The sequence below is a fragment of the Nostoc sp. genome, assembly GCF_036916985.1.
Classification (GTDB): Bacteria; Cyanobacteriota; Cyanobacteriia; order Cyanobacteriales; family Nostocaceae; genus Nostoc.
This window is the reverse complement of record NZ_JBALFD010000035.1, coordinates 72,853-97,068: the sequence shown is the minus strand read 5'-3', so window position 1 is coordinate 97,068 and position 24,216 is coordinate 72,853. Positions and strand designations below refer to the sequence as shown.

The following is a 24,216-nucleotide window of genomic DNA, read 5'->3' as shown; positions in this document are numbered from 1 at the left end:
TCTTTGGGTTAGTCTTCGTTGAAATAAGACTCCACATCCATACGATCATGCAAAATACGAATAATATCGATAGTTTTATTGGTTTCCTAATAAAAGATCAAATGTCGTCCGATGTGGTACTTGCGATATCCTGAGCGAATATCATCACAAGTACGTCCCCTGTGTGGCTCTCGTGCCAAGAGATGAAAGCAATCGTCCAAGATAGCAAGATAACGGTTTCTCTGCTCAGTTCCCCACGTTTTTTGGGTGTAGCGACCGATTGATAGCAAGTCTTGAGTGGCTAATTCAGTAAGGCGAAATGCTGACATGCGCTATTCACGATCAAGCTCTGCAAGCAATCCTGAGAGAGAATAGTCAGCAAATCCGCTGTTCTCCCCGTCTGTCAATGCTCGTTGCAAAGCGGCAAGTTTTATTTCTCGCTCTTCTAAAAGGCGCAGTCCCGCTCGAATCGCTTCACTGGCGCTGGCAAAACGACCGCTGTCAACTTGATTGGCGATAAACGCTTCAAAATGCTCACCCAAGGTAACACTTGTATTTTTTTGCATACAATTTCCTCCTATATAATACCAATATATAATATTTGTTGGTATTACTCCACATGAAAGCTGAAAACAGCTAGATTCCAAAATTACGAGCAAAATCAAAACATAGCGATCGCAAACCCAGATATTTTCCCACAAAAAAACGGTAGAGCAATAAATACTCTACCGTTTTCTAATTTTTTATTTGAGATTTAATCCCAAATCCTAAATCTTACTCAACACCTTGGGGTAACAATTCCCGACGCTGTTGAGAACTAACTTGGACAACGCCATTTTCATCCACATCAACAAGGGCTGTATCGCCATCTTTGATACGACCAGACAGAATTTCTTCTGCTAGGCTATCTTCTAACAGGCGCATAATTGCCCGACGTAATGGCCTTGCGCCGTAGCTGGGACTGTAACCCTCTTGGATCAATCGATCCTTGAAGCGGTCTGTGACTTCTAAGGTGATACCCTTTTCAGTTAGACGACCAAATACTTCCTTGAGCATAATTTCGGCGATTTGGGTCACTTCCGGCTTGTTCAACTGACGGAAGACGATGATTTCATCGAGTCGGTTGAGGAACTCTGGACGGAAGTACTGTTTGAGTTCTTCGTTGACCAAAGAGCGAATCCGGTTGTAAGTTGACTCGCTGGCATCTTCGGAGAATTCAAAGCCGATACCGCTACCGCCTTTTTCAATTACCTTAGAACCAATATTGGAAGTTAAAATCAGCAAGGTGTTCTTGAAGTCTACCGTGCGACCTTTAGCATCAGTTAACCGTCCGTCTTCCAAAATTTGCAGCAGCATATTGAAAACATCGGGGTGGGCTTTTTCGATTTCATCGAACAACACCACGGTGTAAGGACGCCGCCGCACGGCTTCGGTTAGCTGACCACCTTCGTTATAGCCAACATAACCTGGAGGGGAACCAATCAGCTTGCTGACGGTGTGACGCTCCATGTATTCGGACATATCTAAGCGAATCATCGCTTCTTCGGAACCGAAGAAGTAAGCAGCTAAGGATTTCGCCAACTCGGTTTTACCTACACCAGTAGGCCCAGAGAAGACAAAGCTAGCTATGGGTCGGTTGGGATTTTTCAAACCGACACGAGCGCGACGAATTGCCCGTGAAACTGCTTTCACAGCTTCATCTTGACCAATTAAACGCTGATGCAAGGTATCTTCCATGTGCAGCAGCTTTTCAGATTCAGATTCGGTGAGTTTGTTCACCGGTACCCCAGTCCAGGAAGCGACAATATGGGCAATGTCTTCTTCTGTAACTACAGGTTCTTCACCTTCTGTGCCTGTTGCATTGGTCTTGCTTTGAGCGATCGCGCGGATTTCGGCTTTGATTTCCATTTCGCGATCGCGCAATTCTCCAGCTTTGTCAAAGTCTTGGGAGCGCACTGCGTCATCTTTTTCTTTTAATATCTGACGCAGTTCTTTGTCTAACTCTTTGGCTGCGGGTGGCAGTTGGGAGTTAATCAAGCGCACTCTAGAACCAGCTTCATCAACTAAGTCGATGGCTTTATCTGGGAGGAAGCGATCGCTAATGTAACGATCTGATAACTTCGCCGCCGCTACTAATGCTTCGTCGGAGATTTTCAGTTTATGGTGTTGCTCGTAGCGTTCGCGCAGACCATATAAAATTTCAATTGTTTCATCAACTGTCGGTTCGCCAACCATCACTGGCTGGAAACGCCGCTCCAGGGCTGCATCTCGCTCGATGTGCTTCCGGTATTCATCTAGGGTTGTAGCACCGATGCACTGCAACTCACCCCTGGCCAAAGCTGGCTTGAGGATATTCGCTGCGTCAATAGCACCTTCGGCTGCACCCGCACCAATTAAGGTGTGTACCTCATCAATCACGAGAATGACATTACCCGCCGAGCGGATTTCATCCATGATTTTTTTCAAGCGTTCTTCAAATTCACCCCGGTACTTGGTTCCTGCTACGAGCAAACCAATATCCAAGGTGACGACGCGTTTATCTTCCAGGATGTCAGGGACATCTTTGGTGGCAATGCGTGAAGCTAAACCTTCAGCGATCGCCGTTTTACCAACCCCTGGTTCCCCAATTAGCACTGGGTTATTTTTAGTCCGGCGACCCAAAATTTGAATCACCCGCTCAATTTCCTTAGCGCGTCCCACCACTGGATCGAGCTTATTATCAATTGCCATCTGGGTCAGGTTTGAGCCAAATTCATCCAGAGTCGGGGTTTTTGTGCGCCCGGATGAGCCGCCTGGTGAAACTTCGGCAGTTTCTCCCAACATACGGATGACTTGGGTTCTGACCTTAGATAGATCCACACCGAGGTTTTCTAGCACCCTGGCTGCGACGCCTTCCCCTTCGCGGATTAGGCCCAACAGCAGATGCTCGGTGCCAATGTAGTTATGCCCCAGTTGGCGTGCTTCTTCCAAGGAGAGTTCTAAAACTCGCTTTGCCCGTGGCGTAAACGGAATTTCCACGGCAACAAAGCCTGATCCCCGTCCTATAATTTTTTCAACTTCGATTCGGGCATCTTTGAGATTGACGCCCATTGATTTCAGCACCTTCGCAGCCACTCCAGTGCCTTCGCCAATCAGACCCAGGAGGATCTGCTCGGTTCCGACAAAGTTGTGACCTAAACGGCGGGCCTCTTCTTGGGCCAGCATGATTACCTTAATGGCTTTTTCTGTGAAGCGCTCAAACATGGCTTTATCCCATCATCTGCGGTCGTGCCGGTATGCTGATTTTAGCACAGGCAAAGCTTTTGGATGCCTGTATAACAGATTATAGACATCCTGAAGCTATGACTTTAGTTGATGGGCTAATTGTTAACTATTGACTACTCTTATCTGGCTAGTGTACTGAGGAGCTTTAGTTCACCAGCTTTTTTGGGATTTATTACAAATAGCAGGCTGCTTAGAGTAAGGGTTTATTGATTTAATCCCAAACATTTATGTATAGCGTATATATTTCTTAATATCAAGCAAAAACAATTTATATGTTATATTCTTATAGAATATAAGTTTATTTATAATAAATTCAAATCTAAAATAGCTTAGTAAAGTTGCATTTTTTTGCTGAGGGCGATCATCGCAAACCCCAATGATTCAAAATTAATAATGGCCAACTACTTAAAAAGCAAGTGCCAAGAGGATTTGTCTAGGCGATCGCTGATTGTGGAATACCAGTGGTCTAAAGTTGCTTTAAATTTGGGGTGTTGTAAATCTGGGAGCCAAAGAATCAGCGCGTCCTCATCGTTATCTTGGTAGTAATGCCGCCGCCGCCCTGCTGTTTTGAAGCCAAATTTTTGATATAAAGATATAGCCCCCAAGTTGGAAGCTCGCACTTCGAGGGTAGCTCGCTCCATTTTGCGATCGCAAGCTGTCTTAATAAGTGAATATAATAAAGCCTGTCCCATTCCTTGACGGTGATATTCGGGATGAACCGCCAAAATTGTAATGTGGGCTTCCTCTAAAATTGACCAAAAGCAACCCATTCCCAATAATCTCGAATTAGAGGCAGGCGAAAACAAACCCAGCAAATCGCTATTGGGACTGTCCAACTCTCTTTGGTAGCCTTCCATTGTCCATAGACCGCCAAAACAAGCTTGATCCAGTTCCAACAATGCACTGAGATGCTTTGGAGTCAGTAATTTAATTTCTAAGTCTAATAAGATCACATTTATTGAATAAGATTACAAACCCTTTGTAAACTGGGAATCGGGAGACGAACTCAAAGCCCGTAATTTGAACAAGGAAAACTTTTATATTTATGGTATCGACTCACCCCACAGGGGTTCAACATTCTGGAAGTCAATATTTACCTCAAAGGCACGACACCAGCACAAATCCATCGCCTAATCAACAACTTTTACCCTTGACTGCCAGAGTTCATCATCATGACCTCCTGGAAATTGGTGGGTGTGATGTCACAACCCTAGTTGAGCAGTTTGGTTCACCTTTATATATTTTAGATGAAGAAACCCTGCGTTCAGCTTGTCAGCAATACCGAGATGCTTTCAAGCAATACTATAAGGGCGAATCTCAAGTATTGTATGCCTCAAAAGCTTGGAATTGTTTAGCCGTTTGTGCGATCGCAGCGTCAGAGGGACTGGGAATCGATGTCGTTTCTGGGGGCGAACTTTACACCGCCTTACGAGCGGGTGTTAGTCCCGATAAAATTTATCTTCACGGCAATAATAAATCTCGTGAAGAATTAATTTTAGCGATCGCATCTGGTGTCACCATTGTGGCGGATAACTGGTATGAATTACATACCCTTGTGGAAATAGCAGGGGAGCAGGGGAGCAGGGGAGCAGGGGAAATAAATTCCTCCTCATCCTCCCAATCCCCTCTGCCTATTCGCATCATGCTACGACTAACTCCCGGTATTGAGTGTCACACGCATGAGTACATTCGCACGGGACACTTAGATAGCAAATTTGGCTTTGATCCCAACGATTTAGATGAAGTTTTTACTTTTGTCGGTCAACAATCTGCCCTGAATTGCGTAGGAGTACACGCTCATATTGGTTCCCAAATTTTTGAGCGCCAACCGCACCAAGATTTAGCTGCTGTGATGGTGCAGTGGCTACGAGATGCTGCGAAGTTTGGTTTAAATATTACAGAGTTAAATGTTGGTGGCGGTTTAGGGATTAAGTATACAGAATCAGACGATCCCCCCAGTATTGAAGAGTGGGTAAAGGCAATTTGTCAAGTAATCCAAGAAGCTTGTGCAGCCGAAAATCTACCTTTGCCGAAATTACTGAGTGAACCGGGGCGATCGCTAATTGCGACAGCTTGTGTTACTGCCTATACTGTTGGTTCATCAAAAGTTATCCCAGAAATTCGCACTTACGTAGCAATTGATGGAGGAATGTCTGACAATCCCCGTCCGATTACTTACCAATCAGTTTATCGGGCAGTTGTTGCCAATAAAATGTCTTTTCCTTTAACTGAAACAGTCACAATTGCTGGTAAACATTGCGAATCAGGAGATATTCTGATTAAAAACGCACTACTTCCAAAGACTGAATCAGGGGATATTCTCGTAGTTATGGGAACTGGTGCGTACAATTACAGTATGGCATCTAACTACAACCGCTTGCCCCGACCGGCAGCAGTCGTAGTGGCGAATAGCGAAGCAAATTTAATTTTGCAACGTGAAACTTATGAAGATTTAATTCGACAAGATCGCCTACCAGAAAGACTGAAAAATCAAGAGTTAGGAGTTAAGAGTTAGAAGTTAGGAGTTGTGAACTTGAAGTTATGAGTTGTCAATTAAAGTTTTTTTCATAATTCCTAACTCATAACTCATAATTCCTAACTCATAACTCATAACTCATAACTCCTAATTGTAATTAGAGGCAAAAGTGTAATCCAGATGTCATGAGAGATTGGTGGAAGCAATGGCTGACAAACCTGGGGTGGTCACAGTCCTTGCTACTTGGGACTCTGGATATTGTGTTAGTGCTGGTGCTGACATATATGATACTAGTTATCATTAGTGAGCGCCGAACACTGTGGATGGTGCGGGGATTCATTCTTTTAATGCTAGCCTCAGCACTAAGTGGCAGATTAGGACTACCTCTGCTCAGTTTTGTATTGGAAAAGTTAGTGATTGGTTGTGCTGTGGCAATGGCAGTTGCTCTACAGTCAGAGTTTCGGCGATTTTTGGAGCAATTGGGGCGTGGCGAGTTTCGTCAGCTACTTCAACCCGACCGTCTGGCAATCCCCAAATCTGATAGTGTAATTGATGAAATTGTTGAGGCTGTTAAAGAATTGTCAAAAAACCGCATTGGAGCTTTACTAATTGTGGAAACCACAGGCCCAATTGATGAGCGAGATTTTTCTGTGCCAGGAGTAAAGCTAAATGCGGAGGTTTCTAAAGAATTGATCCAGACAATTTTTCAGCCGAAAACTTTGTTACACGATGGAGCGACATTGATTCGTGGCTCACGGATCGTGTCATCAGGTATAATTTTACCACTTTCGGGACGCACAGCCTCGCGCCAGTTGGGAACACGCCACCGGGCGGCAATGGGAATTACTGAGCGGGTCGAAAATTGCATTTGTGTCGTCGTATCTGAAGAAACGGGTTCTATTTCCTTAGCGGAAAGGGGAACCCTAAATAGACCGCTGACGATTAGGAAACTGAAAGAGTCATTAGAGGCTCTTTTGTCCCCAAACGTCGATCGGGAAGCAGTTGCTCCTGGTCTGTTGAGTTTTATTCGTCGGATAGGTGGGAAGACACTAGCACTGGTTTCACGTTTACTCGGATTACCATCGACCGCTTCTCGAGATAAAAAATGACAGCACAACAAACTAAACTGCAAGATTTGCCTACTGACTTAAAACGAGAACTATTGCCGCAGCACGTGGCGGTAATTATGGATGGTAATGGTCGATGGGCTAAACGTCAGGGTCTACCCCGAATTATGGGTCATAAGCGAGGGGTAGATGCTCTCAAGGATTTACTTCGCTGTTGTCAGGATTGGGGAATTCAAGCGCTGACAGCTTATGCTTTTTCAACGGAGAATTGGAAAAGACCCCAGGAAGAAGTGGATTTTTTGATGACTCTGTTTCAAAGAGTTTTGCGCCAAGAACTGCGGGAAATGGTCGAAGAGAATGTTCAAATTAAGTTTGTGGGGAATTTGCAAGACCTACCGCGATCGCTCCAACAAGAAATATCGCGTTCTATGGAAGAAACTAAGAATAATCGCGGTATCCGGTTTTCAGTAGCAACTAATTATGGTGGACGACAAGAGATTTTACAAGCTTGTCAGGCGATCGCCAAACAAGTGCAGCAAGGTCTATTACAACCTGATGAAATTAATGAACAGGTGTTTGAGAGCCACTTGTACACAGCCGGAGTTACTGACCCAGATTTATTAATCCGCACCAGTGGAGAAATGCGCCTCTCAAATTTCCTGCTCTGGCAAATGGCTTATGGAGAAATTTATATTACTGATGCCCTCTGGCCCGATTTTGACCGAGCAGAGTTTCACCGCGCTTTGTGTGCCTATCAGCAACGAGAACGGCGATTTGGGAAAGTGTAAGGAAGGGGCATTGAGCATTGAAAAGAGGCAGAGGGGCGGGGGCGGAGGGGAAAACTCTTCTCCCTTGCTTCTTCCCGGCTCCCTCACCTCCTCGTATTCTTAAGGTTCATGCTTTGTCTGAAACACCGTAGCGCGATGCCTGCGGCAGTAAACTACGCACCTCAAGTCAAACGATGAGCGATCTCGTGTAGTGCGATCGCTCATCCCTGGCTACACTTTAGAAACAGAATAAAGCTTATGCCACAGAAGCGACCTCACTGGTTCAAGAAGCGCCATAAAGCCTTTGTTCAATTTTTTTAGTGATTGCAACGAATTCTTTCCACCAGGGTTGTTCAACTATTGGGTTATTGAGTTTTTTCGCTTCAGAGATTAGTGTACGAAAGTAACGGAGCATAAGACGCTCAAAAGCTGGAATACTTACCTGAACTTCACCAAGAGGATTGTAGACTTCTACTCCTTCCAAGGGTTTTTCACCTGGATCTAGTTCATCAGTGGGATATCGAAAGCCAGTTCCGTCAACTCCAACACCTTGTTGATCTCCCACACCAGAGGCAATATACAACAGATCGCTCCAACCAAAGAAGTTAAGTGAGCTTGTTAAAATCAGTAACTCTTTTGGTTCTGTAATTTGAACCATCAGTTTCAATAAATCTTCATCTTGAGATAGTTCAATAACAATACTATCTACTAATTTATCCTTTATAAGATTACTCATGAGACTTAAAAGTTGGGAAAGAAGGTGTCTACTTGATTTGGGCGGTAGAATCCACGAATTTTTATATTTTTTCCGGTTCCTTCAAAGGCTCCTCCAGATGCGGGAAAAGCTTTTCTCTTAATTGAATCATCAGCAGCAGCATTTCCAATTTCTTTCCATTTGTCTGGATTCCCAGCAAGATCCTTAATAACTGTTTTAAGTTTTGCTTTTCCAGTAGAAAGTGTTGGTGGCTGTTTGATTTTTCCTGCGGCATCTTTTTGATAAAGCTTGTATTCATAACGTATAACATCGGGGTTACTAGGATCTGGAATTTCTGAAACAACTTCACCTTTGCCATTCAATTCATTCAGGAAAGTGGCTTTATCATGGCAGCCTTTGATTTCCCCTTTAACAATTCCATCATTTTGTAAGAGGTGATTAATCGTGTCTTGGGTTACTCCCTTATAATCCTTAAAGAAGTCACTACCATAGTGTTTCAGCGCCTCGCCACCATACTTTTCGGTTAACAGTTTTAATTTCTCACTGCCAAGCTTGCTTACAAAATCTTGAATTTCACTTGGAGTCAAGTCTTTTAGTAATTTGTTGACTATATCAGGAGTTAAGTCTTCAACCAATTTGTTCGCGCGTTCTTCCCCTAATTCAGCAATGAGGCGTTCAGCATTAGCCTTACCTAGTTTTGTTTCTAATGGTTTAACTTCACCAGGTTTAACTTCACCGGGTTTAACCTCACCGGGTTTAACTTCCACTGGGACTTCACCAGGTTTACCACCCTTCAAAACTCTGCCCATGATGAACATGAGGGCAAGTGTGAGTACCCCTTCGGTGATTTTCTCTGCTCGCTGCTCTGGAGTAAGATTCAAATCTTGCCCTGTAAGAATACTTATATTAAGCGCTCCTTCAAGGATTGGTGAGATACCAACAGCATCTAAAAGGGACACAAACGGTATTGCAATACCAGCAGCAAGATAAATGTACCAGGGCGGATCGTCTACACCAGCGGCATGTAATGCCTTTGCAAATTCTTCACAGCGATTGATAAAGGAAGTGACAAAGCCATAGATTAGGAAGCCCAGACCAACGATCGCAGCAACTCCTGCAATCCCGATCGCTGCTACTATTTCTTCTGGAAGCAGAAGAATAACCACAACTACAACAGCGACAAAAATTGCCAATCCCACTAAAACTTTTAAGATTCCTTCCCCAATTCCCTTAAGAACCTGAAGCCATCCAGGATCAGCAGCTTTTTCGGCTGCTGACTGAGCTACTTGGGCAAAGTCACTTGGAGCTTTACTTTCTACATCTTTATTCGATTTAATACCTTCATCAACTTTGCTACGAATATCGTTATTAACTTTCTGCTGCTGTTGAACCCATCCCTGCTTGGCTTCATCAATTTTCTGCTGAATTCCTCCACCAAATTGACTAATCAACTGTTCGTTAGCGTTTTTATTAGTTGTGACTGATTGTTGTACTTGTTGTGCTGCCTGCTCTGGAACTTGAGCTAAACCAGTACTCAAAGAGTTTGTAGCCTTATCTGCTTCACCTGTCACTTTCTGCTGTAATCCATCCAAGTGAGCAGAGAAAGCACTTCCTAGCTGATTCAAACTATTATTAGCACCACTAATCTGGGAAGAAAGTGCTGTTTCCAACTGTAATCGCGTTTGTTGGAATGGTTCTTTTGTCTCTTGAATAAATTTATCAACTGCTTTTTTATTAATTTTCTTATTGTTAGAAACTTGATTCAGTTTTTCAACAACTTGATGTGCCCCTTTGTCAAGTTGGTTAAGACTAGCAACTTTAAATTGACTCACTTGATTTGCAGCAGTCTTCCCAGATATTTTGGCCGCTGCGGCGGCTGAATTACCAGCTTGCTTAATTCCTGAGATAGAACTTGACTTTAAATTTTCTAAAGATGCAAGGGCTTTTGTTTGCAACGTATCTATCTTTTGCAGTTGTTGAGTAATTTGGCTAATGAATTGAGAAGTTATAGTATTGGCATTATCTCGGATAGCTTTTTCAACTTGCGCGGTATTACTCCCCACACCAGCCGCTAATTTCTGCCCAGCCGCTCGAAATTCTTGTGCGGCTTTTTGTGCAGCTTCTCTGGCATCTTTGGCTAAAGATTGCCCGCGTGAGGTTAACTTGCCTACTACTTCCGCAGAAGCTTGTCCAGTACCTTGGCGTGCAGCAGTTTTTTCCTCTGGTTTACTGCCGTAGCGATCGCCCTGTTGTTTCGCAATTGCATTCACTGCCGTAGCCGATTCTGCTGTTGAAGTGGTAGCACGGGTAGCTTCAGTTTGTCCTGTCTGCTCCACCTGTTTCGCTTCATTCTCAGCTGTCGTGTTAGCCCCTTTGCGCTTAGTTTCTACTTCCTGCTGTAATGAATTCAACCCACGAGTAGTTTCAGCTTGGATATTTGTCTTGTGGTTCTCAATTTGCCCTTTCAGATTAGCCTTAGTTGTATTGAAGGTTTGTTGAACCTCAGCTTTCTTGGCGGCAATATCTGATGTAATGCCTTGAATTTTCCCTTGAGTTGCTGCCTGAATTGCTTCGATCTGTATCTCTGTTTGTTGTTGCAAAAAATTCTGTTGAGCTTCAATTTTTTGAGTCAGGGCAGCTTTTTCTATCTCCTTTGTTTGGATAATTTGTTGAGCAGCCTGAGCAAGCTCTGGCGATTCCGGCATAGTTGGCTGGGGAATCTCAGGCAATTCCTGTGGTTGTTCAGCCTCCGCGATCGCCATTGCTGAGGGGTCAATCGCTTTATCTAATTGGGGTAACTGTCCAACAGGATTAGGAAGAGATTGCTGCGATTCAGCCGCTTCAGTTTGCGGTGTATAGGTTTGAGGAGATACCACTTCATTGGCTATCCCTCCAGGCTGAGGAATGCTGGCAAGTTCCGCTGTCGCTGATTTGTCAAGGACTGCATTACCGCTTTTCTCTGGTATAGAGTTGCTAGGGTAAACCGCTTCTGAATTAGCCTGAGTAGTTGCAGGTAAACTTGGCTGAGTCGATAAGGCTTCTTGTTTAGTATCTACTGGAGAGATTGCCTTACTTCCAACATCCTCTGTTGGGTGATTATTAGTCAGTGCTGAATTTGCTCCATCAGGCTCTATGCCAGATTGATCCGTTTTTGGAGTAGTTACAGGTTGACCAAATTTCTGGGTTTGTGATTCATCATCAAATTTGTGTTGCACCATCCCCGTTTGCTGCACCAGTGGCGTGATGGTTTCTGCCAGTGGCTTCGTCTGGATCTCTTCTACTTCTTCCTTCGTTACCTGGCGCTGAAAGTTGGGGGTTGGGGGAGAAACCATCCGCATCACCTGATTTGCCACCCGATCCGCTTCTTGCTCGTATTTGTCGTCTGGTTCTCCCACCGTCAGTTTTGCCTGGGGACGACGCAACGCCATACGACTAATATCGTGACCAAAAGATTGTTGCTGAATGGCTTGTGATAATAAGGATTGCTCGTCAGCAGACTGCGCTTCTTGCAGGTTGGTTGATTCCTCTGTTGCTGTTTGGATTATATTATTCGTTGGTAAACCAAAGTCTCGCACCGGATTTGCCAGCGTCGGAGTTGTGGGTGAGACAAGGGACGGATTTGAAAAATTTGATGTACCTGCTTTCTTCCGCCCAAACGTGCGTAGTTTACCACCGTAGGTATCGCTCATCTCACCCTTCCTTCATTGATGGGTAAAGCTATGAATCCTGATGTCAGGCATTTTATACCAAACAAATTTTACAGTTTATCGAAATGCGATCGCCATCGACTTTCGTCTAAATTTACGATGAATTGTACTTCGCACTTTCTTATGGGCCTGAAAACACAGCTTGTTCTACATCATCCCGACTCAGAGAATACTTAAATGAGCGTTGGATATCTTGTCCATTTTCTCCAGATTGGACATATCGCACGACAATTTGCTCAACATCGAGCCATAATTCAGCTTGCCAACTAGGCCGCTGCACACGCCAGCAATGCCTCTGTGTTTCGTCTTGTTGACAGCCTTGGTCTTTTAGCCACTGCTCAATTTGTGGCAGGGGATGATTATATAGGGGGGTATCAGATGGAAGAAGAGGCATAGGAATTTTAGATTTTGGATTAGGGAATTTTTTGATTATTTCAGATGGGTAATTAGTTGCGAGATATAGGTAATCTGCTGTTGTATGGATACAAGTGATTGTAGCTGATGGGAATGGATCGCAGCCTCGCCACGAGTTAAGCCAATGGCAACTGCTAATAGTAGACAGCCTACAAATGTTAACACCAGTATAAATAAAGCAAAGATTTCGCCAGATGATAAGGGGCGATCGCTCGCATCGAGATAAGCTGATTTTGACCAGTTATATGAATGTGATACGGGATGATTTAAATCAGCGGGTGGTTGAATCACTCCAAAGCGGGAATAGCCAATTTTTAAATCGTAGCTTAAGCGCCGTTCTGGATGGCTAAGGGTGGCGTAGGCTTCGTTGATTTGCTGAAATTTAGGAGTGGCGATCGCAGTTGGCAAGTCTGTAGTATCAGGATGATAGAGTTTGCTCAGTTGCCGATAAGCGCGACGAATGTCAATTACCGATGCCCAGGGATGCAGTCCTAGCAGGGAGTAATAAGTTGGTTCGCTGCTTTGTGGCATTGCCCCGTTTTGATTCACGGCTGTTTGAGTCACTTTGCTCAAAGATATTTTTTATATTTTAAATCCTTTGTGAATTGGAGAAGACATAGCAGGTCTAGCATTTGATAAGATATCTTAATAAAGCATTTAATTAGATGCGATGCACATCAAAATTAATCTCGAAAATATTCAAACTCTTACCGACTTCAAGCGCAATGCCAAAGATTACGTAGAGAAGATCAAGGTAACAAAGTCCCCACTTGTACTAACGGTAAATGGGAAAGCTGAGGTTGTGGTGCATGAAGCACAAGCATTTCAGCAAATGATAGATGAACTCCAGCGCCTTGAGGAAGAACTGCAAAAACTCAAGTTAGAAGCGTTTCAAATTGAAGTGCGGAATGTGGGTTTAAAATAACAATGTGATTGCCTGGAAGCTAATTTTGCTTGTAGAAGAGCTTTTTCTGCTATGGTAATTACCTTATTTAGAGATAGTTCCAAGCTAGGAATAACACTTGTCACACCTATGCTGAAGTTGATAAAATCGTCGGTTTTGGAATTATCATTGGCTATGTTAATAAATTTTACAGCAGACAGAATATTGTCCGCAATCTGCAAAGCTTCTTCAGCTTGAGTATTTGGCAAAACTATAGCGAATTTGTCAACATCAAAACTGGCTATGAAATCCGCTCCCCGCCGCTTGGATTTACTTAGAGCGTCAGCAATTTGGCGCATATATCCATCTCTAGCTTGATACTCATCATTAGCCTTGGGAAAGTGAACACACATCAAAATCAAAGAAAGAGATAATTTATACTTTTGCAAGCGCTTCCATTCGCGTTGTAAATACTCATCAAAGTAGTAACGATTAGCAATTTGAGTTACGCTATCTACAGAAGTGAGGCGTTGCAAATCACGATTTGCAGCTTCTACCTGTGCTGTCAGCAAGCATTCTCTTTGAATCTTTTGTTGCAGTTCTGCTATCGCCCATCTTGATGTCAGCAAGCGATTGACTCGCTGACTAAGTAGACTCCAATCAATTGGTTTTGTGATGTAGTCTGTTGCACCTGCTTCAAAAGCTCGGTCAACAGATTCTTGATCGTCGAGAGAAGTAATCATTAAAATCGGAGGACAATTATCACCTAGAAGCGTTTGCATCTGGGCACAACAACTGAAGCCATCCAAGCCTGGCATCATCGCATCTAACAAAATTAAATCTGGCACTTGCTGTTGACAAATATCTAAACAATGTTGACCGTTACACGCTTCGGTAACTCGATATCCTTCTTTCTCCATAGCTCGATGCAGCACTAATCGCAAGCCTCTCTCATCATCGACAACAAGAACTGAAGGTGGGTTATTTTGAAAATCGTAATTAATCATTTTTCCTATTGGGATGTTGTAATACTAAAGCAGCTTTTACCCTTTGATACTCTGTTTCAAGTTCTGGAGCTAGAGTAAAAGCACTGAGTGTTGTACCAGTACGACCCATCGTTTCTAATTCTTGGCATAGTTCGGCAAAAGGCATAGCGCCGATAGTCACACTCAAAGATTTCAGGGAATGAGCAACACTACGAAGCTCAGTAGCATCTTTTTTGTCAATTGCGTTATGAATAGCCAATAACCTTTGTGGCGCATCTTCTAAATAGTTATCAATAAACTCTGCCAAAATTTCAGTATCACCTACCATATCTTTTAAAGCTTGAAAGGTTTCGGCATCGATCGCTGGAGCTAAGATTACTTGTTGTTCTATTTCAGATTGAGAATCTTGCTCATCTTTTTTAACAAAAACCTTTAAGTCTTGATTTTCATTAGCTGATGGCTGTAAAATTCGATAGTTTTTGAAAGCTTCGACGAGAGCTTCCATACGGATAGGTTTGCTAATGTAATCATTCATCCCGGCACTAAGGCATTCCTCTCTGTCGCCTTGCATAGCATGAGCGGTCATGGCAATAATCCAAGGTCGGCTGTTGTCTGGCCATTCCTGGCAAATTCTCCGAGTAGCTTCCAACCCGTCCATTTCTGGCATTTGCACATCCATGAAGACTAAATCATAGGATTGTTGGCGTAAAGCTAACAGCACTTCTAATCCATTATTCGCAGTGTCAGCACGATAGCCTATCCGCTCTAACATGAGTAGCGCTACCTTCTGATTTAAAGAAACATCTTCCACTAAGAGAATCCGTAATGGTAGCTTTTGACTCAACTCAGAATAAAATGCTGGTGGAAATGATTTCGTTGGTGATATAAAAATTTTTTCGTTGCATAAGGTATTGATGAATATGTTATAAAGCTGCGATCGCTTTATTGGTTTACTTAAGATAGTAACTAAGCCTAGTTTTTCTTCATGCTCTTTCTGGATTAATCTTTCAACGTCACTCAGCATTACTAAAGGCAGGTTTTGACAGCTTGCTAAGGAGCGAATATGTCCTGCCAGAGTTAAACCGTTCATCTCTGGCATCCGCATATCTAAAACGGCGATATCAAATTGTTCACCTGAATTAATCAATTCCAAAGCTGACAAACCTGACTCCAGTGAGTGAACCAACATTCCCCAATTAGCGGCTTGTAGGCTAATCAATTGTCGGTTAGTAGCATTGTCATCGACCACTAACAGGCGTTTTCCGATTAAATTTGGTTGAACAACCCCAAGGTCAATGTTTTCGCTACTAGAAGTTGAGTGAGCTAATAGTGTGAAATAAAATGTTGAGCCAACTCCTACAGAACTCTCAACCCACACGCTGCCACCCATCATTTCACATAAGCGCTTACTAATTGCTAAACCCAATCCAGTACCGCCATATTGGCGAGTCATTGAGGCATCGACTTGGCTAAAAGGCTTAAATAGTCGCTCCATCCGTTCTTGGGGTATGCCAATGCCTGTATCTTTAACAGCAAATTGAATTTCGTATTCGTCTTTGCTGATTACTTGTTTGACCGTTACAGAAATGACAATTTCCCCAAGTGCGGTGAATTTGATGGCATTACCGATCAAATTGACTAGAATTTGTCGGACTCGCGTCACATCTTTGATGATGGTGCTTGGGATTTGGGCATCAATTAGGTAAGCTAAATTTAGATTTTTAGCCGCAGCTTGAGAAGCTAATAAATCTAAAGCTTCTTCTATGCAATAGCGGAGGTTGAAAGGATGTTCCTCTAAATTTAATTTACCGGACTCAATCTTAGAGAAGTCCAAAATATCATTGATGATAGTCAGCAAGGAATCACTACTACTGCGGATAATTTCTACAAAATCGTGTTCTTCGGGAGCGAGTCCCATATCTAGCAGCAGCCCTGTCATCCCGATAATGGCATTCATTGGAGTACGAATTTCGTGGCTCATCATCGCCAAAAATTCACTTTTGGCCCGATTTGCAGCTTCTGCTTCCAGTTTTGCCTGCTTCAAGGCCCAGTTTTTCCAGGTGAGTTCTTCTAGTTGCATGGTTTCTTGCTCTAACAAGTATGCCTGTGCCAAGGCGATACCCACTTGCGCTGCAACTGCTTCCAATAATTCAATTTCTTCTAGAGTCCATTGGCGAAAATGGCTGCACTGTTGAATTCCGATGATTCCATTTGTTTTTCCTTGATAGGAGGTGCGGACTATTAACATGGACTTTAAGTCCAGGTTTCGACAAATTGTTTGCATCCCTTGGAGTAAAGGGTCGGCGTACACATCATTTGAAGCGATCGCCTCATCCTGTGCGATGATTTTCGTGGCATGAGGATTGCCAGCGATGGGAAGCTCAAATTTCAGCATGGAACTGTAACTAGGAACAACATACTCGGCCACTACGGGAATTCGCGGACTGGGGTCGCTAATGTAAGAGTGAATTAGACAGCGATCTACTTGAAATGCTTGTCCAATTTGAATGGCAGCTGTCTGAAAGATTTTTTTGGTGTCAAGACTTTGACGAATTTGCTGAGTGATTTGTTTGAGCAGAACGGTTTGTCGAAGCTGCTGTTTTAGCGCTTCTTGCGTCTGCTTGCGATCGGTGATATCTTTCATGAAGCAGTGTTGCCCAACAAATTGCTGCTGTTCATCGTAAGCAGAGATCATCACAACCTGCTTATAAAAAATAGTCCCGTCTTTTTTAACTCCTCTGGCTTCAGCTTCTACTCTGCCATCCCTGAGCATTTGATGATAGGCATCTATCATGTGTTCAATATCGTCAGGATAAACGGTTTGTTGCCACTGCATCCCTAACATCTCTTCAGGTTGATAGCCTGCAATGGTAGCGTAGACTTGGTTAACAGCGATGTAACGTCCCTGTGCATCAATTCTTGACATCCCTGCGACTGCGTTTTCCAGGGCAGTACTCATTTGCTGCAATTCCGCTTCGGCTCGTTTGCGATTGGTAATATCTTCAACTGTGTATGAAAGTCGTGGCTGTCCACCAGGGCGGCTTTCGATTGGACAAACGATCGCCGATAGCCACTTTTGACCGTTAGGAGTCGCGTGTGGATAATCAAATCTGACTGGCGCTTGGGTTTGAATTGCCTGGCGGTAGTAAGCAATCCAGAGGTTCAAGTGCGATGGCGTTACTCCCAAATCAGTCGCAAACTGATTCTGTAATGCCTCTGGGGTAGTCCCAAAAAACTGTGCAGAGGTGACATTATCTGAGAGATGTCGCACATCATTGTCATATAGCTCCACAATACCCATCATCATGGCGCCACTGTTGAAAAAGCTGCGGAGGATGGATTCACTCTGCAACAAAGACTCTTCTGACGCTTTGCGATCGCTAATATCATTTAAGACACAAATTGCACCTAATTGTCGCCCCTGAGCATCGATAATGGCTTGTCCACCTGCGATTAACGTCCGTGCTGACCCATACTTTGGAATCATCACCATTTCTAGATCGTGGACTCGCTCTCCTTGCAAAGCTCGAAATAGTGGACTATCCTCCTTTGGCATCGGAGTTTTACCATCAGCCAAATAAAGATCGTAGCGCTGCACCCATTCTTCTGCTGAGATGAGTTGTTCTGGTAAATTGTGCCACTCCTGTAAGGTTCGGTTAGAAAGCGTCAAAATGCCATCAGCATTACAAGCTACGATCCCTGCTCCCACATTGTCCAGAAGAACTTTCAGGAACTCTCGTTCCTTTTGTAATATCTCCTCTGCCTGCTGGCGCTCGATTTCGCTCCTAATCCACTGCGCCATTAGCTTGAGCAGTTCTTTATGACCAGATTTGAATTTTTCTGTACGAGGAGCATAGCTAGAGAAACTGAGGGTACTATAAACTTGATCTCCGACTAAAACTCGCGTTCCAATGTAAGACTCCATACCAAATGCAGTGTAGGCGGCATGGTTATGCCATCTAGAAGCTCCTGTATGTTCAATCGTCAGAGGTTCATTTGTATTTAAAACTTCAGAGCATAGAGTCTGTTTAATATCAAAAATATCGCCTTTCTTCAGGGTATTATTGGGCGATTGAGCAGCCATCACTTCATAGTGGCTATTTTCTACCCGCGCCAAAATGGCAAACTCCAGATTAAATACTTGGCATCCCATCGTGAGTAGCTTTTGAAGGCGCAACTCAAAATTAAGATAGTGGGCAGATGTAATTTCATGCAACGATCTGATGGCTGCTTCGCTTTCTTGCAGTTCCTCTTTTGCTTTTTCAATTGGGGTGATATCAAAACGGATTGTTAAATATTTGAAGGGTTTGCCACTATTCTCTAGGAAGGGCACAATCGTCGTATCAACCCAATAATAAGAACCGTCTTTTGCTAGGTTTTGAATTTCTCCTCGCCAAACTTTACCAGTAGCGATCGTTGACCAGAGTTGCTTAAAGAAAGCGGGTGGATGATAGTCAGATTTGATTAATCGATGGGTTTTTCCAATCAATTCCTCTCTCGTGTATTGGGAGAGTTCACAGAACTTATCATTGACGTAGGTAATGATTCCGCGATGATCTGTGACTGCAACGATCGCTGACTGATCGAGGGCAAATTTCTGAAATTCCAATTCACGTAGCGTGTTTTGTAGCGACTGTTCAGCTTGTTTACGTCTTGTGACGTTAGTGCCAATACCTAGAAATCCTGTCAGCTTACCTGTGCGGTCGTGCAGTGCAGTTAGCGACAATGATACTGGAAAGTGAGAACCATCTTTAGCAATGTATGTCCATTCTCGCTCATCAATTTGTCCCAGTTGTGCTTTCGCAACAAAAACCTCAAACCCTGGTGCAATTTGACGATTGAGTTCTTGTGATAGCTCTGCGGCTCGTTGCACAACTTCATCTGGTTTGTGAAAGATGGCAGGAGTTGTTTTGCCAATCACTTCAGCAGCAGTATATCCTAACCATTGTTCAGCCGCCGCATTAAAGGTGCAAATCGTGCCATTCGTGTCAGTGGAGATAATGGTGTAGTTGGCACTATCAAAGATGGCTTGCTGGAGTGTCATAGTTGACTGAAGATTAATCTCTGTTTGCTGAAGTTCAGATATTTTGAGATCGAGTTTCTGGTTGATCAACTCAATACGGCGACTACGCCGTTTAGCGGATTGAGCGAAATACAGAGCCAACGCTAAAGACCAAGCGATGAAAAGACCTCCAATCAGGACAAGTATGGGAAGTAGCGATCGCTTTTGTTGTAACCAAGCTGAACTAGGGATAATCTGAACTTGCCAATTAATGCCATGCAGATTAATAGTTACTTTCTGTGCCCAAGTCGAAGTTGCTAGAGACGCAGATCCATGCCTGTAGATAAGTTCATCCTCATCAAAAATTGTAATCTCATAATTTTGGGTAACTTGTTTTGGTAGGATGCGATCAAGGAGTGATTGTATTTGGAAAACTCCAACAAGGTAGCCATCGAAACGTTCCCCAACATACAAAGGAACACATACCAAAAAGCCCTTGCTACCTTGTGTCAGTTCTAGGGTGCGAGTCAAGGTTGTTTGCCTTAAATTGCGAGCGGTTAAGAGTGCAGTTCGTGGTTGGGCACTCTGGCTCAAGTCTAGATTGAGCGCCGATTCATTCCCTTTTAGAGGAGCAATCCAACGGATATGAGCAGTAGAATCAACCCACTCGATCGCCTGATATCCTTTAATATCCTTCAAATAAGTGGCTGCATCAATTTCCCATACTGGCCGAAGAGTACCTCCACTGGCTTCCCACCGCTTCGCCATCCGTTCTAAGGCGAGAATGCGGCCGTCAAGTCGGTTGCTTAACCCAGTTTTGACAGCTGTCGCCTCCTGAGCAATTAAATGGGTAATCTCAGTGTGCTGATATATTAGTAAATTCTGCCAGAGCAACAAAACTACAATTGAAATGATAATGCCAATCGCAACGGGGAGCGATCGCCCAATACTCTGTTGACAAAAACGGCTCTGTCTAGCTTGTGGAAAAATGAATCTAAAAGGTTTAAACAAACGATATCAGTAGCGTTTTGTCACTACCGTTTTGTTACACTGTGGTTTAGAGTTCCCTAAAAAGCTGATTAAAGCGTCACTGTAGTTGAAGAAGAATTCAGAAGTCAGAATTCAGGAGTCAGAATGGGCTAAACGCCCCGCTACCGCTAACAGAATGAATTTTGTACGAGTGGGTGATAGCAGAGCGTAAAGCCTTCTCTACGAGAGGCTCTGCCAACGGCATGGCAACTCTTAGAGATGCTACCGCATAGAGAGTCCCTGTAGGGGTACGTCCCGCTACGCGCTTTCGCCCCTAGTGGGCGAAAAAATTAAAATATTCTCGCCTTAAAACTATATCTCTTTATGGGTAGAGTATTCAGAATTCAGCATGAATTCTGTACGACTGGGTAATGAATATTGGTTTAAAACCGTACTTCGTCTCGCTACGCTAACGCCCCTTGTGGGCGAAACTAGTATTAAATTTTTTCACTCATTTAAAACTCTATCTCTTTATGGGTAGAAAATTCAGAATTCAGAATTCAGAATTCTGACTCCTTTTTATTAAGATTCATACTTTATCCCTAACGGATTAAATCAGCACGGGGTTTAAAGGTTTCAACTTGCCGTAACTTTTCGTAAAGTTCTCGTTCTTCTTGACTAATATTTTTCGGTGTAACTATTTGGATTTCTACTAATTGATCGCCACGTTTACCGTCATCACTGGGATAGCCCTTATTACCTAATCGAAATTTTTGACCAGACCTAACTCCGGGAGGGGTAGTCATTTTCACAGGCCCATCAAGAGTTGGTGCTTCTACCTGTCCGCCTAAAACTGCCTCGCTGGGAGTAACTGGAACTTGGCAGAGAATATTTGAACCTTCTAGCTTAAATAATGGATGAGGCTCAACGGTAATTTTTAAGTATAAGTCGCCACCACCAACGCCTTGGTTTCGTAAACGGATGGTTTGACCTGATACCATCCCTGGAGGCATATTAACTTCTAGCGATCGCCCATCTTCCAAACGAATACGCTCATTACCACCTTGATAAGCCTTTTCTAATGGTAGAGTCAATCTGGCTTCTATATCCCGCCGGGTTGTGCGAGGTTGGGGATTAACTGTGTAGGCAACTTTTGTTCTAGGAGAACGAAACGGATCGCTAGTATTGCCATTACTGGAGTTATTTGCCGCACTCTTATTTTTAACGCCGATAACTTGATTAATAAAGCTTTCAAAGTCGGAGAATTGGCTGGGATCTACGTCCTGATTGCCGTTGCGATCGCTAGCACTACTTTGCCAAGTTTTCGCCTTTGGCGCTTGTTTGTTGCCTGCAAAGCCTTTTTGCTTCCAGTAGCGGCTAAACTGGTCGTACTGCGATCGCTTGGCTGGATCTGAAAGAACTTCATAAGCCTCGCCGATATCCTTAAATTTTTCCTCAGATTCTTTATTACCCGGATTGAGATCGGGGTGATATTGCCTGGCTAACCGCCGATAAACCTTTTTAATTTCCTCACCTGAGGCATCTTTAGATACTCCTAAAATCTCGTAGTAATCGCGAAAGTTCGGCAAATTTTGCATAGTTAGTTGTTTAAATTTTAGATTATTTATGAGTTAGGAGTTAAGAGTTAAGAGTTAGGAGTTATGAGTTGATGATTTAATTTTTAACTCCTCACTCCTAACTCCTAACTTTTCTTACAACCAATCATTGTCTTCTTCGTCATCCCAGTTATCTTGGTAGCTAGGACGAGATTTGCGTGGAGGACGGCTTTCATAAGAGGAAGAACGATTATCCCGGTTATAATCTCTGCCATAGTCTTTACCGTAATCTTTGCCATAGCCTTGGTTGTATGAGTCGCGTTCTCGGTATGTATCTCTGGGAGATTCGCGTTCTTTATCCTTATCGCCGCCAGTAAAGATGTCGCGGATAGTACCAAACAAGTCGTCATCTTCATCTTCAGCATAAGTCTCCCGGACTTCCCGATTTAGCTCATAGAGAGCATCTTGCAAGTCAGCGTAGGCTTGATCGATACCGCGATCGCTATTTTCCTTTAGACTCTCTTTTAGTTGTCGGCAAATATTATCAATTCTTTGGCGGCGGTTTCGGGCAAACTGCATACCAAATTCCAGCGCTACTTCTCGAAGTTGTCTTTCTGCTTGGAAAATCAACGCCTCAGAACGAGTCCGCTTTTCTACTCTTTCTTTACGTTCGCGATCGACATCAGCATATTTTTGCGCGTCTTGAATCATCCGATTCACTTCCGACTCGTTCAATGTGGAAGCGCCTTGAATGGTGATACTCTGTTCTCGCCCAGTGGTTCTATCTAAGGCTGTTACCTGTAAAATCCCGTTAGCATCGATATCAAATGACACCTGAACTTGAGGAATTCCTCGTGGCGCTGGCGGGATACCATACAGCTTGAACCGTCCTAATGACTTGTTGTTTGCCGCCATTTCCCGTTCGCCCTGAACTACGTGAATTTCCACAGTATTCTGGTTATTTTCAGACGTGGAAAAAATGTCAGAACGGCGAACTGGGATGGTGGTATTGCGGGGAATGAGTTTTTTCATCACGCCGCCGATAGTTTCCAATCCCATAGAAAGGGGTGTAACATCCAAAAGCAGCACATCTTTAAGTTCACCTGCGAGAATTCCGGCTTGAATTGCTGCACCTACTCCCACGACTTCATCGGGGTTGACATTTTCGTTGGGTTCTGTGCCAATCAAGTCTCGTACCAGCTGCTTCACCATTGGCATTCGTGTAGAACCGCCAACTAACACAACTTCTTCAATGTCTCTAGGTGAAAGTCCGGCATCTTTGAGGGCGCGTTTTACTGGTGTCCGTAATCGTCCTACCAAATCACCACACAAACCTTCAAACTGGGAACGAGTGAGACTAGTTTCCAGATGTTTGGGGCCATCTTCTGTAGCGGTAATGAAGGGTAAGTTAATATCGGTGACGCTGACAGCAGAAAGCTCAATTTTGGCCTTTTCCGCCGCTTCCATCAGACGTTGCAAAGCTTGGCGATCGCGTCTTAAGTCTACCTCTTCTGTTTCCAGAAATTGCTCTGCTAACCAATCTACGATTATTTTGTCAAAGTCATTACCGCCAAGTTGTGTATCTCCACTGGTAGCTTTGACTTCAAATATCCCATCGCCTACTTCTAAAATCGACACGTCAAAAGTGCCACCACCCAAGTCAAAGACTAAGATAGTTTCCGTGTCACCCCGATCTAATCCATAAGCCAAAGATGCCGCCGTCGGTTCATTCAGAATCCGCAGCACCTCTAAACCGGCAATTCTGCCAGCATCGCGGGTTGCCTGCCGTTGAGAGTCATTAAAATAGGCGGGTACTGTAATCACTGCCCCGGTAACTGGTTCACCCAAATAGCGACTAGCATCGTCTGCCAATTTCTTCAGCACCATTGCCGAAATTTCTTCTGGAGCGAAATCTTTATTCATCCGAGGACAGGCAATTTTAATATTACCTACTTCGTCTTTGCGGATAGTGTAGGGCACACGCTTAGAATCTGCATTCAGTTCACCATACTTCCGCCCAATGAAGCGTTTAACTGCAAAAAAGGTATTTTGAGGATTGAGGACGGTTTGTCGCCGTGCCATTTGCCCAACTACTCTTTCACCTTCTTTGCTGAAGCCAACTACGGAGGGGGTTGTTCGCATTCCTTCTGCATTGGCAATCACCACCGGCTTGCCACCCTCCATAACGGCGACTACTGAGTTGGTTGTACCCAAGTCGATGCCGACTACCTTGCCCATGCGTTACTCTTCTCCTAAAGTGTCTTATATATTTATTATGATTGGGCGGAACTACTTCTAGCTTTGTGCTACAAGATGAAAACACCTCAATGGTATGATAGTCATCATTAAAGCAGTAAGCTAAGATGTGCAGCTAGAGGAGATAGTTGCAAGACTAGAATAGCATTGAGATGGTTGGTGTGCCCAAGCAGCC

Annotated in this window: 16 protein-coding genes; 4 read left to right on the top strand and 12 right to left on the bottom strand. The window is 43.7% G+C overall.

Going from position 1 to position 24,216, the window contains the following annotated elements:
• Positions 1-86: 86 nt before the first annotated feature.
• The 4 genes from V7L07_RS13130 to rimI form a co-directional block, all read right to left on the bottom strand.
• Positions 87-308, bottom strand: coding sequence for a type II toxin-antitoxin system RelE/ParE family toxin (locus tag V7L07_RS13130; RefSeq protein ID WP_335058407.1), 222 nt, complete (start codon positions 306-308; stop codon positions 87-89).
• A 3-nt stretch (positions 309-311) separates the two neighbouring features.
• Positions 312-545 (bottom strand): type II toxin-antitoxin system ParD family antitoxin, encoded by a 234-nt coding sequence (locus tag V7L07_RS13125; protein WP_229549494.1) that lies wholly within the window; start codon positions 543-545, stop codon positions 312-314.
• 208 nt (positions 546-753) lie between these two features.
• The gene (locus V7L07_RS13120; protein WP_196511734.1) at positions 754-3,222 is read right to left on the bottom strand and encodes an ATP-dependent Clp protease ATP-binding subunit; all 2,469 of its coding nucleotides are present in this window, start codon (positions 3,220-3,222) and stop codon (positions 754-756) included.
• A 422-nt stretch (positions 3,223-3,644) separates the two neighbouring features.
• Positions 3,645-4,196, bottom strand: coding sequence for a ribosomal protein S18-alanine N-acetyltransferase (gene rimI / locus V7L07_RS13115; RefSeq protein WP_335058405.1), 552 nt, complete (start codon positions 4,194-4,196; stop codon positions 3,645-3,647).
• 92 nt (positions 4,197-4,288) lie between these two features.
• On the opposite strand from rimI, the gene lysA reads away from it, so the two are divergent.
• The 3 genes from lysA to V7L07_RS13100 all read left to right on the top strand — a co-directional run bounded on the left by lysA (position 4,289) and on the right by V7L07_RS13100 (position 7,574).
• A complete protein-coding gene (gene lysA, locus V7L07_RS13110; protein ID WP_335058403.1) occupies positions 4,289-5,758 on the top strand; it encodes a diaminopimelate decarboxylase in 1,470 nt (489 codons plus the stop codon).
• Positions 5,759-5,904: 146 nt separating this feature from the next.
• Positions 5,905-6,828 (top strand): diadenylate cyclase CdaA, encoded by a 924-nt coding sequence (cdaA, locus tag V7L07_RS13105; RefSeq protein WP_335058401.1) that lies wholly within the window; start codon positions 5,905-5,907, stop codon positions 6,826-6,828.
• Positions 6,825-7,574, top strand: coding sequence for an isoprenyl transferase (locus tag V7L07_RS13100; RefSeq protein WP_335058399.1), 750 nt, complete (start codon positions 6,825-6,827; stop codon positions 7,572-7,574). The genes cdaA and V7L07_RS13100 overlap by 4 nt, the downstream gene beginning before the upstream one ends.
• A 262-nt stretch (positions 7,575-7,836) precedes the next feature.
• Here V7L07_RS13100 and V7L07_RS13095 read toward each other — a convergent pair whose 3' ends face one another.
• The 4 genes from V7L07_RS13095 to V7L07_RS13080 all read right to left on the bottom strand — a co-directional run bounded on the left by V7L07_RS13095 (position 7,837) and on the right by V7L07_RS13080 (position 12,920).
• Positions 7,837-8,289 carry a hypothetical protein gene (locus V7L07_RS13095; RefSeq protein ID WP_335058397.1) on the bottom strand — a complete coding sequence of 151 codons (453 nt, stop codon included), beginning with the start codon at positions 8,287-8,289 and terminating at the stop codon, positions 7,837-7,839.
• A 5-nt stretch (positions 8,290-8,294) separates the two neighbouring features.
• Positions 8,295-11,957 carry a hypothetical protein gene (locus V7L07_RS13090; protein WP_335058395.1) on the bottom strand — a complete coding sequence of 1,221 codons (3,663 nt, stop codon included), beginning with the start codon at positions 11,955-11,957 and terminating at the stop codon, positions 8,295-8,297.
• A gap of 139 nt (positions 11,958-12,096) precedes the next feature.
• Complete coding sequence (locus tag V7L07_RS13085; RefSeq protein WP_179063775.1) at positions 12,097-12,369, bottom strand: DUF3143 domain-containing protein; 273 nt, start codon at positions 12,367-12,369, stop codon at positions 12,097-12,099.
• 35 nt (positions 12,370-12,404) lie between these two features.
• Positions 12,405-12,920: a J domain-containing protein gene (locus V7L07_RS13080; RefSeq protein WP_335058506.1), complete on the bottom strand. Its 516-nt coding sequence runs from the start codon at positions 12,918-12,920 to the stop codon at positions 12,405-12,407.
• Positions 12,921-13,059: 139 nt separating this feature from the next.
• Here V7L07_RS13080 and V7L07_RS13075 point away from each other — a divergent pair, with 139 nt between their 5' ends.
• Positions 13,060-13,314: a type II toxin-antitoxin system prevent-host-death family antitoxin gene (locus tag V7L07_RS13075; RefSeq protein WP_335058393.1), complete on the top strand. Its 255-nt coding sequence runs from the start codon at positions 13,060-13,062 to the stop codon at positions 13,312-13,314.
• On the opposite strand, the gene V7L07_RS13070 is transcribed toward V7L07_RS13075, so the two are convergent.
• The 4 genes from V7L07_RS13070 to dnaK form a co-directional block, all read right to left on the bottom strand.
• On the bottom strand, positions 13,281-14,279 hold the full coding sequence (locus tag V7L07_RS13070) for a response regulator (protein WP_335058391.1): 999 nt from the start codon (positions 14,277-14,279) through the stop codon (positions 13,281-13,283). The genes V7L07_RS13075 and V7L07_RS13070 overlap by 34 nt on opposite strands.
• Positions 14,272-20,271 (bottom strand): PAS domain S-box protein, encoded by a 6,000-nt coding sequence (locus tag V7L07_RS13065; RefSeq protein WP_335058389.1) that lies wholly within the window; start codon positions 20,269-20,271, stop codon positions 14,272-14,274. Before V7L07_RS13065 ends, V7L07_RS13070 begins: the two co-directional genes overlap by 8 nt.
• Positions 20,272-20,831: 560 nt before the next feature.
• A complete protein-coding gene (locus tag V7L07_RS13060; RefSeq protein ID WP_335058387.1) occupies positions 20,832-21,827 on the bottom strand; it encodes a J domain-containing protein in 996 nt (331 codons plus the stop codon).
• Positions 21,828-21,941: 114 nt separating this feature from the next.
• Positions 21,942-24,023, bottom strand: a complete 2,082-nt coding sequence (gene dnaK / locus V7L07_RS13055) for a molecular chaperone DnaK (RefSeq protein WP_335058385.1) — start codon at positions 24,021-24,023, stop codon at positions 21,942-21,944.
• Positions 24,024-24,216: the final 193 nt, after the last annotated feature.

Excerpts from the sequence above, each read along its gene's own strand:
- V7L07_RS13130 (WP_335058407.1), bottom strand. The coding sequence starts at position 308 with ATGTCAGCATTTCGCCTTACTGAATTAGCCACTCAAGACTTGCTATCA.
- V7L07_RS13125 (WP_229549494.1), bottom strand. The coding sequence starts at position 545 with ATGCAAAAAAATACAAGTGTTACCTTGGGTGAGCATTTTGAAGCGTTT.
- V7L07_RS13120 (WP_196511734.1), bottom strand. The coding sequence starts at position 3,222 with ATGTTTGAGCGCTTCACAGAAAAAGCCATTAAGGTAATCATGCTGGCC.
- lysA (WP_335058403.1), top strand. The coding sequence starts at position 4,289 with ATGGTATCGACTCACCCCACAGGGGTTCAACATTCTGGAAGTCAATAT.
- cdaA (WP_335058401.1), top strand. The coding sequence starts at position 5,905 with ATGAGAGATTGGTGGAAGCAATGGCTGACAAACCTGGGGTGGTCACAG.
- V7L07_RS13100 (WP_335058399.1), top strand. The coding sequence starts at position 6,825 with ATGACAGCACAACAAACTAAACTGCAAGATTTGCCTACTGACTTAAAA.
- V7L07_RS13095 (WP_335058397.1), bottom strand. The coding sequence starts at position 8,289 with ATGAGTAATCTTATAAAGGATAAATTAGTAGATAGTATTGTTATTGAA.
- V7L07_RS13090 (WP_335058395.1), bottom strand. The coding sequence starts at position 11,957 with ATGAGCGATACCTACGGTGGTAAACTACGCACGTTTGGGCGGAAGAAA.
- V7L07_RS13085 (WP_179063775.1), bottom strand. The coding sequence starts at position 12,369 with ATGCCTCTTCTTCCATCTGATACCCCCCTATATAATCATCCCCTGCCA.
- V7L07_RS13080 (WP_335058506.1), bottom strand. The coding sequence starts at position 12,920 with ATGCCACAAAGCAGCGAACCAACTTATTACTCCCTGCTAGGACTGCAT.
- V7L07_RS13075 (WP_335058393.1), top strand. The coding sequence starts at position 13,060 with ATGCACATCAAAATTAATCTCGAAAATATTCAAACTCTTACCGACTTC.
- V7L07_RS13070 (WP_335058391.1), bottom strand. The coding sequence starts at position 14,279 with ATGATTAATTACGATTTTCAAAATAACCCACCTTCAGTTCTTGTTGTC.
- V7L07_RS13060 (WP_335058387.1), bottom strand. The coding sequence starts at position 21,827 with ATGCAAAATTTGCCGAACTTTCGCGATTACTACGAGATTTTAGGAGTA.
- dnaK (WP_335058385.1), bottom strand. The coding sequence starts at position 24,023 with ATGGGCAAGGTAGTCGGCATCGACTTGGGTACAACCAACTCAGTAGTC.